Annotated in this window: 15 protein-coding genes; 13 read left to right on the forward strand and 2 right to left on the reverse strand. The window is 41.9% G+C overall.

The window, feature by feature from the left end:
* Positions 1 to 66: 66 nt before the first annotated feature.
* Together AOG27_RS21820 and AOG27_RS19685 are read left to right on the forward strand one after the other, a co-directional pair.
* Positions 67 to 456, forward strand: coding sequence for a GNAT family N-acetyltransferase (locus AOG27_RS21820; protein WP_327077897.1), 390 nt, complete (start codon positions 67 to 69; stop codon positions 454 to 456).
* Positions 456 to 1322 carry a PhzF family phenazine biosynthesis protein gene (locus AOG27_RS19685; RefSeq protein ID WP_054554706.1) on the forward strand — a complete coding sequence of 289 codons (867 nt, stop codon included), beginning with the start codon at positions 456 to 458 and terminating at the stop codon, positions 1320 to 1322. Before AOG27_RS21820 ends, AOG27_RS19685 begins: the two co-directional genes overlap by 1 nt.
* Before the next feature lie 59 nt (positions 1323 to 1381).
* Here the strand turns inward: AOG27_RS19685 and rne are convergent, their stop codons facing one another.
* Positions 1382 to 4603: a ribonuclease E gene (gene rne, locus AOG27_RS19690; protein ID WP_054554707.1), complete on the reverse strand. Its 3222-nt coding sequence runs from the start codon at positions 4601 to 4603 to the stop codon at positions 1382 to 1384.
* Between the two features lie 618 nt (positions 4604 to 5221).
* Here rne and rluC point away from each other — a divergent pair.
* Together rluC and AOG27_RS19700 are read left to right on the forward strand one after the other, a co-directional pair.
* Positions 5222 to 6190: a 23S rRNA pseudouridine(955/2504/2580) synthase RluC gene (rluC, locus tag AOG27_RS19695; protein WP_054554708.1), complete on the forward strand. Its 969-nt coding sequence runs from the start codon at positions 5222 to 5224 to the stop codon at positions 6188 to 6190.
* Positions 6177 to 6869 (forward strand): HAD family hydrolase, encoded by a 693-nt coding sequence (locus AOG27_RS19700; RefSeq protein WP_054554709.1) that lies wholly within the window; start codon positions 6177 to 6179, stop codon positions 6867 to 6869. The genes rluC and AOG27_RS19700 overlap by 14 nt, the downstream gene beginning before the upstream one ends.
* Here AOG27_RS19700 and AOG27_RS19705 read toward each other — a convergent pair.
* A complete protein-coding gene (locus tag AOG27_RS19705; RefSeq protein ID WP_054554710.1) occupies positions 6817 to 7413 on the reverse strand; it encodes a Maf family protein in 597 nt (198 codons plus the stop codon). The genes AOG27_RS19700 and AOG27_RS19705 overlap by 53 nt on opposite strands.
* 141 nt (positions 7414 to 7554) lie before the next feature.
* Between AOG27_RS19705 and yceD the strand changes: the two genes are divergently transcribed.
* The 9 genes from yceD (at position 7555) to mltG (ending at position 14730) form a co-directional block, all read left to right on the forward strand.
* Complete coding sequence (yceD, locus tag AOG27_RS19710; protein WP_054554711.1) at positions 7555 to 8079, forward strand: 23S rRNA accumulation protein YceD; 525 nt, start codon at positions 7555 to 7557, stop codon at positions 8077 to 8079.
* A gap of 10 nt (positions 8080 to 8089) precedes the next feature.
* Positions 8090 to 8260: a 50S ribosomal protein L32 gene (gene rpmF, locus AOG27_RS19715; RefSeq protein ID WP_036967969.1), complete on the forward strand. Its 171-nt coding sequence runs from the start codon at positions 8090 to 8092 to the stop codon at positions 8258 to 8260.
* 11 nt (positions 8261 to 8271) lie between these two features.
* The gene (plsX, locus tag AOG27_RS19720; protein WP_054554712.1) at positions 8272 to 9300 is read left to right on the forward strand and encodes a phosphate acyltransferase PlsX; all 1029 of its coding nucleotides are present in this window, start codon (positions 8272 to 8274) and stop codon (positions 9298 to 9300) included.
* Positions 9301 to 9370: 70 nt separating this feature from the next.
* Positions 9371 to 10297, forward strand: a complete 927-nt coding sequence (gene fabD / locus AOG27_RS19725; protein ID WP_054554713.1) for an ACP S-malonyltransferase — start codon at positions 9371 to 9373, stop codon at positions 10295 to 10297.
* Positions 10298 to 10308: 11 nt separating this feature from the next.
* Positions 10309 to 11055, forward strand: coding sequence for a 3-oxoacyl-ACP reductase FabG (gene fabG / locus AOG27_RS19730; protein ID WP_054554714.1), 747 nt, complete (start codon positions 10309 to 10311; stop codon positions 11053 to 11055).
* A gap of 238 nt (positions 11056 to 11293) precedes the next feature.
* Positions 11294 to 11530 carry an acyl carrier protein gene (acpP, locus tag AOG27_RS19735; RefSeq protein ID WP_016707440.1) on the forward strand — a complete coding sequence of 79 codons (237 nt, stop codon included), beginning with the start codon at positions 11294 to 11296 and terminating at the stop codon, positions 11528 to 11530.
* Positions 11531 to 11647: 117 nt separating this feature from the next.
* A complete protein-coding gene (gene fabF / locus AOG27_RS19740) occupies positions 11648 to 12886 on the forward strand; it encodes a beta-ketoacyl-ACP synthase II (protein WP_054554715.1) in 1239 nt (412 codons plus the stop codon).
* A 57-nt stretch (positions 12887 to 12943) separates the two neighbouring features.
* Entirely contained in the window at positions 12944 to 13756 is an 813-nt protein-coding gene (pabC, locus tag AOG27_RS19745) for an aminodeoxychorismate lyase (protein ID WP_054554716.1), read from the forward strand.
* Positions 13753 to 14730 (forward strand): endolytic transglycosylase MltG, encoded by a 978-nt coding sequence (gene mltG, locus AOG27_RS19750; RefSeq protein WP_054554717.1) that lies wholly within the window; start codon positions 13753 to 13755, stop codon positions 14728 to 14730. Before pabC ends, mltG begins: the two co-directional genes overlap by 4 nt.
* Positions 14731 to 14743: the final 13 nt, after the last annotated feature.

Here is a 14743-nt window from a genome sequence, read left to right on the forward strand (position 1 = left end):
GCTAAATTAGAGCAAACTACTTTAGTTAACGCTTTACCTTCGATATTAACACCTGCTGTAGTTGAGATTTTACCGAGTTATTTTCAGGGGATAGATTCTATAGCTGCTGCTGAAAAGTGGCTGGCTAACATGCTTAACGAGTGCCGTTTACTAATGCTGCAATCTCAACAGCAAGAAGTTGTTGGCCTTTTATTTATCTATACCGAAAACCATGATGCTCATATAGGTTATTTGTTAGCTGAGCAATATTGGGGGCGGGGTCTTGCATTTGAGTTATTGCAGGGTTTTATCAATCTGGCTAGCACTCAGTCACACTGGCATAAGCTCATCGCAGGTGTTGACGAGTCAAATACACCATCAATTAAGCTTTTAAAAAAGTTGGCTTTTGAAGAGCAAGCATCTAAGGAAAATGGCATGTTGTTTTTTGAATTTAATTTAAACCAAGGCACACAATAATGACAATAACCGCATTTTTAGTTAACTCCTTTAGTGCAAATAATACAGGCGGGAACCCAGCAGGTGTCGTTTTGAATGCAGATAAACTCACAAACGCAGAAAAACTGACGATTGCAAAAGAAATTGGCTTTTCAGAAACCGCATTTGTGGCGCAAGATCATGAAGTTGACTTTGCTGTGTCATTTTTTACGACAACTGAAGAAGTTGATTTTTGTGGCCACGCAACCCTAGCTGTGTTTGCTACGCTCTTCGAACAAGGGTTATTAAAACCTGGCTATTACACTCAACGAACAAAAGCGGGCTTGTTAGGTGTAACAATTGCCGAAGATGGGCAAATTACCATGGAGCAAGCCTTGCCAAAATACCTAGGCAACTTTGCTTATGACGACCTTGCAGGCTTATTAGGGCTTGATGAAACGACTCTTGCAGAAACTGGCTTGCCGATCGATGTAATAACTACAGGATTGCCGGATATTATAGTCGCTGTGCCGAATGGCTACTTAGATAAAATTGTTATTGATGAGGCAGCGCTTAGCGAGTTCTGCCAACAGCATAATGTGATTGGTGTGCATGCCTTTGAATTATGTGAAGAGCAAAGTGAGCTGACCGCAAGTTGTCGTAACTTTGCGCCTTTGGTTGGTATACCTGAAGAGTCAGCAACCGGTAGCGCCAGTGGCGCGCTTGCATGCTACTTATCAAAACACGTATTTGTACAGCAAGAAAACCATTTCAAGTTTGAACAAGGCCGAGCAATGGGGTGCAGTTCACATATTTCTGCCAGTGTTTATTCGGATGAGCAGGGGGTTTATAAGGTTCTTGTAGGTGGCTATGCAAATCACCTAGGTATACAAAATATTGCTTTATAAGAAGAATACATACAAAAAAGCCGCGTTATAAACGCGGCTTTTTTACTTAAGCGACTAAATTAATCAGCCGCTAAGGTTTTTGCCATATCAGCACGGGCTCTGCCAGCAGGTTTAATTGAACCTGCACGAAGGCCGCTATCTGGAATAGCTACACGCTTGTCATGGGCCATAGCCGCTGGTGTTGGCTCTGGCTCACTATCTGCAACTGGTGTAGGTTTTGCCATTGCAGCGCTTGCTGAACCTTTTACTAAAACAGTTTTTTCATTTTTAGCAGGTTCTACAGCTTTCACTGGTTCTTCAGCTTTCACTGGTTCTTCAGCTTTCACTGGTTCTTCAGCTTTCACTGGTTCYTCAGCTTKTGCTGGTTCTTCAGCTTTAACTGGCTCTTCAGCTTTAACTGGCTCTTCAGCTTGCACTGGCTCTTCAGTTTTAACTGGTTCTTCAGCTTTAACWGGTTCTTCAGTTTTAACTGGTTCTTCAGCTTTAACTGGCTCTTCAGCTTTAACTGGTTCTTCAGTTTTAACTGGCTCTTCAGCTTTCACTGGTTCTTCAGTTTTAACTGGCTCTTCAGCTTTAACTGGTTCTTCAGCTTTAACTGGTTCTTCAGCTTTAACTGGTTCTTCAGCTTTAACTGGTTCTTCAGTTTTCACTGGTTCTTCAGCTTTAACTGGTTCTTCAGTTTTAACTGGTTCTTCAGTTTTAACTGGCTCTTCAGCTTTCACTGGTTCTTCAGTTTTAACAGGCTCTTCAGCTTTTACAGGTTCTTCAGTTTCAGCCTGAGCCTGTTTTGCCTTTAGCTCAGCTTCATATTCAGCAGCAGCTTGATCTGCTACAGGAATAAATGCTGGCGCATCAGCTTTGTCATCACTCGACTTTTCATCATGCTCAGGGCGACGGCGACGTTGACCAGCAGCACGTAAGTGGCGAGGTGAACGACGAGATCGTGTACGAGGTTGAGCTTGTTCTTCATCAGTTGATGTTTCAACTACCGATTCAGTTTGCTCTGCTTGTTTAGGCTCAGCGTCAGCTTTTACTGGTTCTGTAGATACTTGCTTTTCAGCAACTGGCTGTTCTGCTTGTTCAGTTTCAACTGCTACTTTTTCTTTTGCAGGCTTAGCTGGTTTTTCAGCTTTAGGTGCTTGCTCAGTTGTTTCAGTCGTTTGTACTGCTTTTGCTTCATCTGCGCTTTCATCTGTTACGCGAACTTTTTTGCGTAAGTTGCGACGTTGACGACGAACCTTAGGTTTAGTTTCCTTTGGCTGCTCAGATTTCGTCTCTGGTGCAGTGTCTTTATTCGTTTGTTCTACATCATCATTACGTTTTTCATTACGTTTTCTGTTGTTAGAATTACGACGACGTTTGTTGCGATTCTCGTTACCTTCTTTTTGCTCAGGCTTATTTGAAGTATTTGTGTTTTCTTCTTTAGCTTGTGCATCGTCAGGGCGTTTATTACGAGAGTTGCGACGGCGTTGGTTGTTGCTACGACGACGGTTGTCGTTGTTGCGACGATTATTGCTACGTCTTTGTGCTGCTTTTTTCTCTTCTTGCTCTTTTTCAGCTTCTTCTTCGGCATTGCTGAATAACGACTTGAAGAACTTACCAATTGCAGCAAATAATCCACCTTCTGACTTTTTAGCCGAAGGAGTCGTTTGCTCAGCTTTTGGTGCAGCTTGAGGTGCAGGTGTAGTAGGCATAACAACACCTTTAAGAACCGGCTCTTCACGAACTGGTGCTGAAGGCGCTTTAGCCATTTCAAATGCTTCTGGCTCAGGAGCAACAACTTGCTCGTAGCTTACTGTTTCGATTGTTTCGTCTTTACGTAAGCGAACTACTTCGTAATGTGGCGTTTCCATGTGTTGATTAGGAATGATCACAACATCAACGTTATGGCGTTTTTCGATGCGTTGCACGCTACGACGTTTTTCGTTTAATAGGTAAGCGGCAACAGCCACAGGCACTTGTGCATTTACTTGTGATGTATTGTCTTTAATTGCTTCTTCTTCGATTAAACGAAGGATAGACAGTGCAATTGATTCGTTAGAACGAATCGTACCTTGACCATTACAACGAGGACATGGACCTTGGCTTGCTTCACCTAATGAAGGGCGTAAGCGCTGACGCGACATTTCAAGCAGACCAAAGCGTGAGATCTTACCAATCTGAACACGGGCACGGTCAGGACGAGCAGCGTCTTTTAAACGATTCTCTACTTCGCGTTGGTGGCGTGGTGGAGTCATATCGATGAAGTCGATAACAATAAGACCACCTAAGTCACGTAAACGTAATTGACGGGCAATCTCGTCTGCTGCTTCTAAGTTAGTATTAAGTGCTGTTTCTTCGATATCACCGCCTTTAGTGGCTTTAGATGAGTTGATATCGATAGACGTAAGTGCTTCAGTTGGGTCAATTACAATTGAACCACCTGATGGTAAGCGAACTTCACGTTGGAAAGCAGATTCAATTTGGCTTTCAATTTGGTAGTGAGTGAATAGTGGTACATCGCCCTGATAAAGCTTAACGCGGCTCATGAAATCTGGACGGAAACGCTCAATATGCGCTTTCGCTTCTTCAAATACACGTGCTTTATCAATTAAAATTTCACCAATATCACGACGTAAATAGTCACGGATTGCGCGGAAAATTACGTTACTTTCTTGGTGAATTAAGAACGGAGCAGGGCCGCTATCAGCAGCTTGCTGAATCGCTTGCCAATGCACTAATAGTGCTTTTAAGTCGTACTCTAGTTCTTCAAATGATTTACCAACACCTGCAGTACGAACAATTAAGCCCATGCCTTTAGGTAGTTCTAAACGGCTTAGTGCTTCTTTAAGTTCAGTACGCTCATCACCTTCGATACGGCGAGAAATACCACCGGCACGAGGGTTGTTAGGCATAAGTACTAAATAGCTACCTGCAACGCTGATAAAAGTCGTTAACGCAGCGCCTTTTTGGCCACGCTCTTCTTTATCAACTTGCACAATGACTTCTTGGCCTTCTTTGATCACGTCACGGATATTTGGACGACCTTGGAATGTATAGCCTTGTGGGAAGTAGGTGCGGGCTATTTCTTTAAGAGGAAGGAAACCGTGTCTTTCAGCGCCATAATCAACAAAGGCAGCTTCTAGTGACGGTTCGATACGGGTAATTTTACCCTTGTAAATATTTGCTTTTTTTTGTTCGTGACCTGGGCTCTCTATGTCTAAATCATACAGGCGCTGGCCATCAACCAGTGCAACGCGCATTTCTTCTTGCTGCGTCGCATTGATTAGCATACGTTTCATATTGTTACTCTACTAATTCTGTCGCTGACATGACGATATAAACACGTCTGTTCAGTGGTTTCTGACGGTTGTTTTTGTGCAGTCTCACGACTGGGTAAAGTCAAAACCTGAAGTTGTTTGCTTACATTGAGCATCACTAAGTGTGGCTGACAATAACATGTTGTCACGTTATTAAATTCTTATAGGTGTCAAAACTGCCGCCAATTCTGCGGTTTTAATTTACGAGTTTTGTCCCGAAGTCGACCATGTTCAAATTTTTATTCAATGTCTTGCTACAACAGCTGCTTCTGAATGACGTTGCTACGTCGTCACTATCAGTCAATTTATCTTGTTCAATTGCTTTTTATGTTCATTAATCAACATTCGTGCTCAAATTATTCAGGCAATATATTACGCGCATCGCCGATAATTGAACGCTCGTGTTGGCTGGGTAATTATAAAAGCTTTGGAAAACTTAGCGCGGATCTGTATGATCGGCAACCCAGAATATGCTTCACGAATGTATTAATGTGATAAAAGCACCGTTGTTACTCGCAAACTTATGTTCGCGACGGTGATTATCCCACTATTACAGTCGCGTTAGCAACTAAATTATTTACTTAAATCAGTGATTAGGCAATGTCAGAAAAAACCGGCTTACAAGTTTCGTTTGTTACCATAGGTGAAGACCATCTAGGTCAACGTATTGATAACTTTCTTATTACTCACCTAAAAGGTGTGCCTAAAAGTGCAGTTTATAAAATCCTTCGTAAAGGCGAAGTGCGAGTAAATAAAAAACGCATAAAACCTGTCTACAAACTACAACTAAACGATGTGATTCGTATTCCACCTATCAAAGTGGCCGAAAAAGAAGAGTTTGTGCCAAAGAAACTCGATAAAGTAAAACAACTTGAAGACGCCATTTTGTTTGAAGACAAGTATTTAATGGTGATCAACAAGCCTTCGGGTATGGCTGTGCATGGTGGCAGTGGCCTAAGTTATGGCTTAATCGAAGCACTTCGCGTACTTCGTCCTGAAGAGCGTAGTTTAGAGCTTGTACACAGACTAGACCGTGACACATCAGGTTGCTTGCTTATTTCTAAACGTCGTTCAGTGTTAACTGATTTACATAAACAGTTACGTGAAAAAACCATGGAGAAAAACTATTGGGCATTAGTTGATGGTCAATGGGATTCTAAAACGAAAAACGTTACCGAAGGACTTCGTAAAAACACCTTAAAGTCTGGTGAGCGTGTGGTGCGTGTTGATAATACTGAAGGTAAACCATCGCACACGCGTTTTCGTGTGCTTGAGCGATATGCTGAGTGCTCATTAGTACAAGCGTCGCCGGTAACGGGGCGTACTCACCAAATTCGTGTGCATACGCAATGTAAAGGTCATCCAATTGCTTGTGATGATAAATATGGCGTTGCAGAGTTCGATCAATACGTGAATAAACTGACTGGTTTAAATCGTTTGTTTTTACATGCCCACGATTTACGTTTTATGCACCCTAAAAATGAAACAACCATGCATGTTGAAGCGCCACTCGATAATGCACTTCAAAATTGTATCAAAAAGCTACGTGCAGATAATGAACAAGTTTAAGCTGGTTATTTTTGATTGGGATGGCACAGTGATGGACTCTGTGCCAAAAATTGTTACCTGCCTGCGAAATACTGCGCGAGACTTAGGTATTCCTGTTCCAACAGAGCAACAAGCAAAAGACGTTATTGGTTTATCGCTGGCAAAAGCCACTGAAGTTCTTTTTCCGGCGCATTTACATTTAAGCGACGAACTCGTTGCAGGTTACAAAGCACAGTACCGTGAGTTAGATGTTACACCTGCACCTTTATTTAAAGATGTAGAATCCGTTTTAAAGCAGTTAAGTGATGCAGGCATGCAATTGGCAGTGGCTACCGGTAAAGGACGTGAAGGCATTGATAGGCTTCTTAATGAGTCAGGCCTTGTGAAGTATTTTGTGAATGTAAAATGCTCTGACGATGCTGAGTCGAAGCCATCTCCAGATATGCTTGAGCAAATTTTACTTGAGCAGGGCATCGCAAAAGGTGATGCTGTGATGATTGGCGATAGCCAATTGGATATGGCAATGGCTAATGCCGCAGGTATTACTTGTATTGGAGTGAGTTTTGGTGCCCATAGCCCGGCGCAGTTGCAACAACATACGCCGTTATGTGTTGTTGATTCATACCAACAACTTTTGCAGGTTTTAACTACGCCCCTTGCAGAGTTAACACGTCAACACCAAACTCAGCCAGCACTTTAGTTAGTGTGATCAGTGGCAGGCCTATCAATGTATTAGGGTCATCGCCACTGAGCTTTTCAAATAAACATATCCCGAGTCCTTCACTTTTAAAGCTGCCTGCACAATTGTAGGGCTCCTCGGCATCACAATAAGCATTGATCTGCTCAAGTGTGAGTGCTTTAAATGTCACATCAAATGGCACCACGGTGGTAATTGCTTTATCGCTTTGTATATCAAATACACTTAAACCCGTTAAAAAGGTCACTGTATGGCCACTGAAAGATGATAGCTGCTTAATGGCATTCTCTTTAGTATGAGGTTTACCTAAAATTGTATCGTTGAATACCGCAACTTGATCAGAGCCAATTACCAAACCTTCACTATAATGTTGTTTGGCAACACGGGCTTTTTGTTCGCTTAAACGAGCAACTAATTGCTCTGGCGTTTCAGCTGCGATAGGGGACTCATCAATATCTGGAGAAAAACTTTGAAAAGGTAAGTTAAACTTCGTTAATAATTGCTGTCTAAATGGTGAGCTTGACGCTAATATAAGTGTTGGTTTCATAATAAATTCTGGATGAAAATTGTATTTTGCCAAGGATAAGCCACAATGAATCCGAAAACAAAGCAGAAGATCGTTAAAAACCTATCAAAATTGGTTTTTTACTTTGACTAACTTACTAACTATCTATATGATGCAGCCCCTATGCAAAAGGTGAAAATTCCCATCACTCTTCATCCCAGCAAAGCAGCTCAACATCGTTTAACGTATGACGGTATTGTCCCGCTTGAAAAACTTTCTCGTTTAGAGCAAGTTGTGCAGGAGGAAGCAGGTGAAATAGCGGTAAAGATTCATTGCAAAATTGACGAGCAAGGTTTAGTGGTAATAAGTGGTAACTTATCAACACATGTAACTGTAACTTGCCAACGCTGTAATGGAGAATTAGGGTTGGATTTGGAACAAGACTTTGTGTATTCGCCAATTGGTTTGGATGCAGAGTCAGATCATCTACCTGAAGGTTACGATGAAGTAGAGCTGGACGAAAACGGTGAAATCAACGTATTTGAGTTAATCGAAGACGAACTGATTTTAGCTATTCCAATAGTGCCTACTCACAACGAAGCTTCATGCAGTTATTCATCAGAGCCTACTAGCTTTGGTAAATTAGCAGCAAAAGATGACAAACCAAATCCATTTGATATTTTGAAACAACTTAAGAAAGATTCTTAGGAGAAGACTAATGGCTGTACAAAAAAGCAAAAAGTCTCGTGCAAGACGCGGCATGCGCCGTTCACACGATGCGATCAGTGGTCCAACTTTAACTGTAGATCAAGTTTCTGGTGAGACTCACCGTCGTCACCACGTAACTGCTGACGGTTACTACAAAGGCGTTAAAGTAATTTCTAACTAAGAGATTGCTATATGCTGACCAATCTAACCATAGCGTTAGATATGATGGGGGGCGATTACGGCCCCCGTTCATCTATCCCCGCTGCCGTGCAAGCGGTAAATGCTAATACCAACTTAAGACTCATCTTATGTGGTAATCAGCAAGTTATTCTAAAAGAACTCGAAGCACTCGATTCTGTTTCACACCCTCGTTTAATTATTCGCCATTGTAGCGAAGTCGTCACAAATGCGTGTGAACCTGCTTCAGCGGTTCGTTCTAAAAAAGATTCATCAATGCGAGTTGCCCTCGATTTAGTTAAATCGGGTGAAGCGCAAGCGTGTGTAAGCTCTGGTAATACAGGCGCGTTATTTTTTATGGCGCATTATGTATTAAAGATGCTTCCAGGCGTAAAACGTCCTGCATTAATCTCTGCTGTTCCAACTGAACGTAAAAACCCTGTTTATTTACTTGATTTAGGCGCTAATGTGCATTGTGACGCACAAACCCTTTATCAATTTGGCATTATGGGTTCTGTGGTAGCAGGGCAGGCACTTGGGTGTGATAACCCAAGAGTTAGTTTATTGAATATTGGCTCTGAAGACATCAAAGGGCATGAAGGAATAAAACAAGCTGCACAGTTAATGCAGCAGTGTGAATATCTCAACTACACAGGTTACAGTGAAGGTAGTGATATTTTCAGCGGAAAAGCCGATGTTATTGTGTGCGAAGGATTTGTAGGTAATGTGGCATTAAAAACCTGTGAAGGTATTGCCAAACTGATCATGCATAAACTCACCAAAGCCTTACACAAACATTTCTTATACAAAAGTTTAGCGTTTTTATTGCGTCCAGTGATAAAAAAACTCTACAAGCGGGTGAACCCCGACCAGTATAACGGCGCAAGTCTGGTAGGATTGCGCGGTATTGTTGTTAAAAGCCATGGCAATGCCTCACCAAAGGCGTTTCATGCTGCTATTGATGAAGCCGCGCGGGAAGTCGAACGCCAACTCCCTGAAAAAATCGCTGCGATTTTTGAGCAAACACATCCAACAACAAAGTAGTGCAGCATATCTAAAACTTGTTATGCTGCCTGCTACAGAATATTTTTTTGTTTAATTATAAGAGCAAAGTATGGCACATAAAATTGCACTCGTATTTCCAGGTCAAGGCTCACAAACTGTGGGCATGTTATCTGAACTATTAGCTGATTCTCAAATTGCTAAAGCAACATTCGCTGAAGCATCTGAAGCTCTTGGCTATGATCTAGCTGCACTTGTACTAAATGGTCCAGAAGAAGAATTAAATCAAACCCATCGTACACAACCAGCACTTCTTACTGCTAGTGTTGCTATTTACCGTCAATGGTTAGACGCAAACCCTGATGCCGATGTTGTTATGGCTGGTCACAGTTTAGGCGAGTATTCAGCATTAGTTTGTGCTGGCGTTGTAAGCTTAAGCGAAGCCGTTAAACTAGTAGAAAATCGTGGTTTATATATGCAAGAAGCAGTACCTGCGGGTGTTGGTTCTATGGCTGCAATCATCGGCTTAGGTGATGACGAAATCAAAGCTGCCTGTGACGCATCAGCAAATGGTGAAGTTGTTTCACCAGTAAACTACAACTCACCAGGTCAGGTTGTTATCGCTGGCCACAAAGCGGCAGTTGAGCGTGCATCAGAAGCATGTAAAGAAGCAGGTGCTAAACGTGCTTTACCACTTGCAGTAAGCGTACCTTCTCACTGTGAACTAATGAAACCAGCTGCTGAGAAATTAGCTGCTGATTTAGCCGCTTTAACATTTAATACACCTAAGTGTGATGTAATCAACAACGTTGATGTAAAAGCTGAGCAATCAAGTGAAGCAATTAAAGATGCATTAGTACGCCAACTATACAGCCCAGTACGCTGGACTGAAACTGTACAAGCATTAGTTGCGCAAGGTATCACACAAAGCTATGAGTTTGGCCCAGGTAAAGTATTAACGGGCCTTGCTAAACGAATTGATAAAGCAATGGTATGTGGTGCGGTTAATACGCAAGCTGCTATTGATGAAGCGAAATAAGTAGGAATAGAATGACAAATTTATTTTCTCTTGAGGGCAAGGTTGTCCTAATCACTGGTGCAAGCCGTGGTATTGGTAAAGCGATTGCAAATACGCTAGTTGCACAAGGTGCAAAAGTAGCGGGTACTGCAACAAGCGAATCAGGTGCTGCTAAAATCAGTGAATATCTAGGTGACAACGGTAAAGGTTATGCCCTTAACGTTACAGATCCTGAATCGATTGAGGCGACACTTGCTGCGATCAAGGCTGATTTAGGCGATATCGACGTATTAGTTAACAATGCAGGTATTACTCGCGATAACTTATTAATGCGTATGAAAGACGGTGAGTGGGATGACATCATCGACACGAACCTAAGCTCAATTTTCCGTTTATCTAAGGCTGTTTTACGCCCTATGATGAAAAAGAAAAATGGTCGTATCATTAATATCGGTTCTGTAGTGGGCACTATGGGTAATGCGGGTCAAGCTAACTATGCTGCAGCGAAAGCGGGTGTAATTGGTTTTACTAAGTCATTAGCACGCGAAGTGGCATCACGTGGCATCACTGTGAACGTTGTTGCACCGGGTTTTATCCAAACAGATATGACAGACGAGCTGACTGAAGACCAAAAAGCAGCTACGCTTGCAAATGTACCTGCAGGGCGTTTAGGTCAACCTGAAGAAATCGCTGCTGCGGTATGCTATTTAGCATCTGACGCTGCTGCGTATGTATCAGGCGAAACATTGCACGTAAATGGCGCGATGTACATGGTTTAATGAAAGTTAGCAAAAATTTGCTAGCGAAAGATTATCGAAAATTGTTGAAATTTTTGTGATCTTGCTTTAAACATACTTGAATTCGCTATGAAAATAAGCGATAAATGAACAAATACTATTCGAGAGGTTTGACCAGATAAGTAATTATCAGCAAATCCTTGAATCACAGAATTATGCGGCGTAAACTACGCCGCAATCTGAAAATAACGCATTGGCGTTTTTAATAAAGGAAAGAAGAATGAGCGACATCCAAGAACGCGTAAAGAAAATTATCATTGAGCAACTAGGTGTTAAAGAAGAAGAAGTAAAACATGAAGCTTCTTTCGTTGACGACTTAGGTGCTGATTCACTTGACACTGTAGAACTAGTAATGGCTCTTGAAGAAGAGTTCGACACTGAGATCCCAGACGAAGAAGCTGAAAAGATCACTACAGTTCAAGCTGCAATCGATTACGTTACAGCTCACGCTGAGTAATTTTACGCATTTTGATTTTAAGGGCAGCATTAAGCTGCCCTTAGTCTATCTATAGAATGATACTAATAAATTTGGTATACACCCCACCTAAAATAATTTCCTTATTGGAGGCAACCCGTGGCTAAACGTCGAGTCGTCGTAACTGGCTTAGGAATGTTGACACCGCTAGGTAATGATGTTGAATCTACTTGGCAAGGTTTGTTAAACGGTAAAAGTGGTATTCAAACTATCACGCATTTCGATACCTCAAGTTTCGGCACCAAATTCGCAGGTTTGCTGAATGACTTTGATGCATCAGCTTACATGTCACCGAAAGATGCAAAGAAAATGGATTTGTTTATCCAATATGGCATTGCAGCGGGTGTACAAGCACTACAAGATTCTGGTCTAGAGATCACTGAAGAAAACGCCACTCGTGTTGGTGTAGCAGTGGGTTCTGGCATCGGTGGTTTAACTTTAATTGAAGAAAACCACATTAAACTATTAAATAGCGGCCCGCGTAAGCTTTCTCCGTTTTACGTACCTTCGACCATTATCAATATGATCTCTGGTCATTTATCGATTATGCACGGTTTACGTGGCCCTAATATTTCAATCGTTACAGCCTGTACTACAGGTCTGCATAACATTGGTCATGCTGCGCGTATGATTGCATACGGCGATGCAGATGCAATGGTAGCCGGTGGTGCTGAAAAAGCATCGACACCAATTGGTATGGGTGGCTTTAATGCGGCACGTGCATTATCAACTCGTAACGACGATCCACAAGCTGCATCTCGTCCTTGGGATAAAGACCGTGATGGTTTTGTTCTTGCTGATGGTGCTGGTGTTATCGTACTTGAAGAATATGAGCATGCTAAAGCACGTGGCGCGAAGATCTACGCTGAACTCGTTGGTTTTGGTATGAGTGGCGATGCATATCACATGACATCTCCACCTGAAGACGGTGCAGGCGCAGCTCTAGCGATGGAAAATGCCCTAAACGATGCACAAGTTAATGCAGACCAAGTTGGTTACATTAATGCTCACGGTACATCGACGAATGCAGGCGATAAAGCCGAAACATCCGCTGTTAAAACTATTTTTGGTGATGCAGCGAAAGATGTGATGGTAAGTTCATCTAAATCAATGATGGGTCACTTGTTAGGTGCAGCAGGCTCGGTAGAGTCAATTATTACTATCTTGTCACTTGTTGACCAGAAAGTAAGCCCTACAATCAACCTTGATAACCCAGATGAAGGCTGTGATTTAGACTACGTACCGCACACTGCACGTGACGCTAAATTGGATTACGCACTATGTAATTCATTTGGTTTTGGTGGTACTAATGGCTCGTTGCTGTTTAAAAAGGTATAATTCTTTTTAACAACGGACTAAAAAGAAGAGCCCAGTTGTTTAACTGGGCTTTTTTGTATGAATAAATTAAAACAAACAATAAAAATAATCACACCAGACACCACAATAAGCACGCAAGATCGTGGCTTAAATTATGGTGATGGCTTTTTTACCACAGCCTCTGTGATGAATTCTGTCGTTGAGCACTGGGATTTACACAAAGCGCGTTTAGATGAATGCGCGCAAAGACTATTTTTCCCCGAATTAGATTTAACCGCAATTGAGCGTGAAGTTAACCACGCAATCAGTGATACACAAACCGGTATTTTAAAAATAGTTGTCACCCGTGGTGCAGGTGGGCGTGGTTATGGCTTACCAAACACACCAAGTATCCAAGTGCTGATCAGTACCATGCCTGCAGTTTCACACTATAAAAGTTGGCAGCAGCAGGGGGCAAATCTTGAAATCAGCGACGTGAAACTTGCACATCAACCTTTACTTGCAGGCTTAAAAACATTGAACCGTTTAGAGCAAGTGCTTATCAAAAAGCAAATGAGCAGCCTTGAATGTGATGACGTTGTTGTACTTGATTATGATAACAATGTGATTGAGTGCTCTACTGCAAATATTTTTGCTATTAAAGACGGTCAAGTTATATCACCTAAGTTAGACCGTTGCGGTATCACTGGGGTTTATCTCAGCGCTTTATGTGATAAGTTAGCCATTGAATTTAAAGCAATCCAACTAGATGAGCTTTTAGCTATGGATGCCGTATTTATGTGTAACAGTTTAATGGGCGTGGTTCCCGTTGCACGAATTGCTGATACACAGTTTGATATTGAATGCAGTAAAGCGCTATTAACGGCGCAGTTTGCCAAGGAGAGTGTGTGATAAAAGTCATTGTTAGCGTGCTGTTATTAGCATTGCTATGTTGTGGTATTGGCTATCAACAACTTCAATCAGCATTAAAAATGCCGTTAAAAGTTGAAAATAGTACTTTATTTAAAGTGGAGCGTGGCACCGGCTTTAATCAACTTTGCCAAGCATGGCAAACAAAGCAGTGGGTTGATAGTTGTTTTAAATTTCAGGTACTCGCTAAATTAGATCCTACGCTTACGGATTTAAAAGCGGGTCTTTATGAACTGGATACAAGCGCTGTGATTGATAATATTCGCCGTATTAATCAAGGTGCACAAGTGAGCTTTAGCTTCACAATTATTGAAGGTCAGCCACTTCGTGACGTTGTTGCTAATATTCAAAAGCAAGCGCATTTAAGCCAAGACTTAGATACAGAAAATTTAGCGACGCAGATAAGTAACACGCAAGAGAATTTAGAAGGCTGGTTGTTCCCTGATACCTATCACTACCATAGCGAAGATAGTGCCAGCGGCTTATTAAAACGCGCATACAACAAAATGCAGCAGGAATTAGACACCGCATGGCAAACTAGAGCGCCAGATTTAGTATTAAGCTCACCGTATGAAGCGTTAATACTGGCTTCTATCATCGAAAAAGAAACGGGCCTTGCTTCTGAGCGACCATTAATTTCTGCGGTATTTACCAATCGTTTAAAAACCAATATGCGCTTACAAACCGATCCAACGGTTATTTATGGTATTGGTGCTGATTTTGATGGCGATATAAAACGAAAAGATTTAACAACCTATACACCGTATAACACGTATAAAATAAAAGGCTTGCCGCCAACACCCATAGCCATGCCTTCGAAAGCAGCGATTTTGGCCGCGGTTAATCCACCTGAGTCTGAATATGTGTATTTTGTTGCGAAAGGGGATGGCAGCCATCAATTTTCGAAAACATTGCAAGAACATAATCGAGCGGTAAAGCAGTACCAATTAAACTAACAACCAGAATTGA

Source organism: Pseudoalteromonas lipolytica, from assembly GCF_001306915.1.
Taxonomy (GTDB): domain Bacteria; phylum Pseudomonadota; class Gammaproteobacteria; order Enterobacterales; family Alteromonadaceae; genus Pseudoalteromonas; species Pseudoalteromonas simplex.

What these genes read in the sequence shown, in the direction of transcription:
- AOG27_RS19700 (WP_054554709.1), top strand. Translation starts at nt 6,177, where the DNA reads ATGAACAAGTTTAAGCTGGTTATTTTTGATTGGGATGGCACAGTGATG.
- plsX (WP_054554712.1), top strand. Translation starts at nt 8,272, where the DNA reads ATGCTGACCAATCTAACCATAGCGTTAGATATGATGGGGGGCGATTAC.
- fabG (WP_054554714.1), top strand. Translation starts at nt 10,309, where the DNA reads ATGACAAATTTATTTTCTCTTGAGGGCAAGGTTGTCCTAATCACTGGT.
- yceD (WP_054554711.1), top strand. Translation starts at nt 7,555, where the DNA reads ATGCAAAAGGTGAAAATTCCCATCACTCTTCATCCCAGCAAAGCAGCT.
- AOG27_RS19705 (WP_054554710.1), bottom strand. Translation starts at nt 7,413, where the DNA reads ATGAAACCAACACTTATATTAGCGTCAAGCTCACCATTTAGACAGCAA.
- acpP (WP_016707440.1), top strand. Translation starts at nt 11,294, where the DNA reads ATGAGCGACATCCAAGAACGCGTAAAGAAAATTATCATTGAGCAACTA.
- pabC (WP_054554716.1), top strand. Translation starts at nt 12,944, where the DNA reads ATGAATAAATTAAAACAAACAATAAAAATAATCACACCAGACACCACA.
- fabD (WP_054554713.1), top strand. Translation starts at nt 9,371, where the DNA reads ATGGCACATAAAATTGCACTCGTATTTCCAGGTCAAGGCTCACAAACT.
- AOG27_RS19685 (WP_054554706.1), top strand. Translation starts at nt 456, where the DNA reads ATGACAATAACCGCATTTTTAGTTAACTCCTTTAGTGCAAATAATACA.
- rpmF (WP_036967969.1), top strand. Translation starts at nt 8,090, where the DNA reads ATGGCTGTACAAAAAAGCAAAAAGTCTCGTGCAAGACGCGGCATGCGC.
- rluC (WP_054554708.1), top strand. Translation starts at nt 5,222, where the DNA reads ATGTCAGAAAAAACCGGCTTACAAGTTTCGTTTGTTACCATAGGTGAA.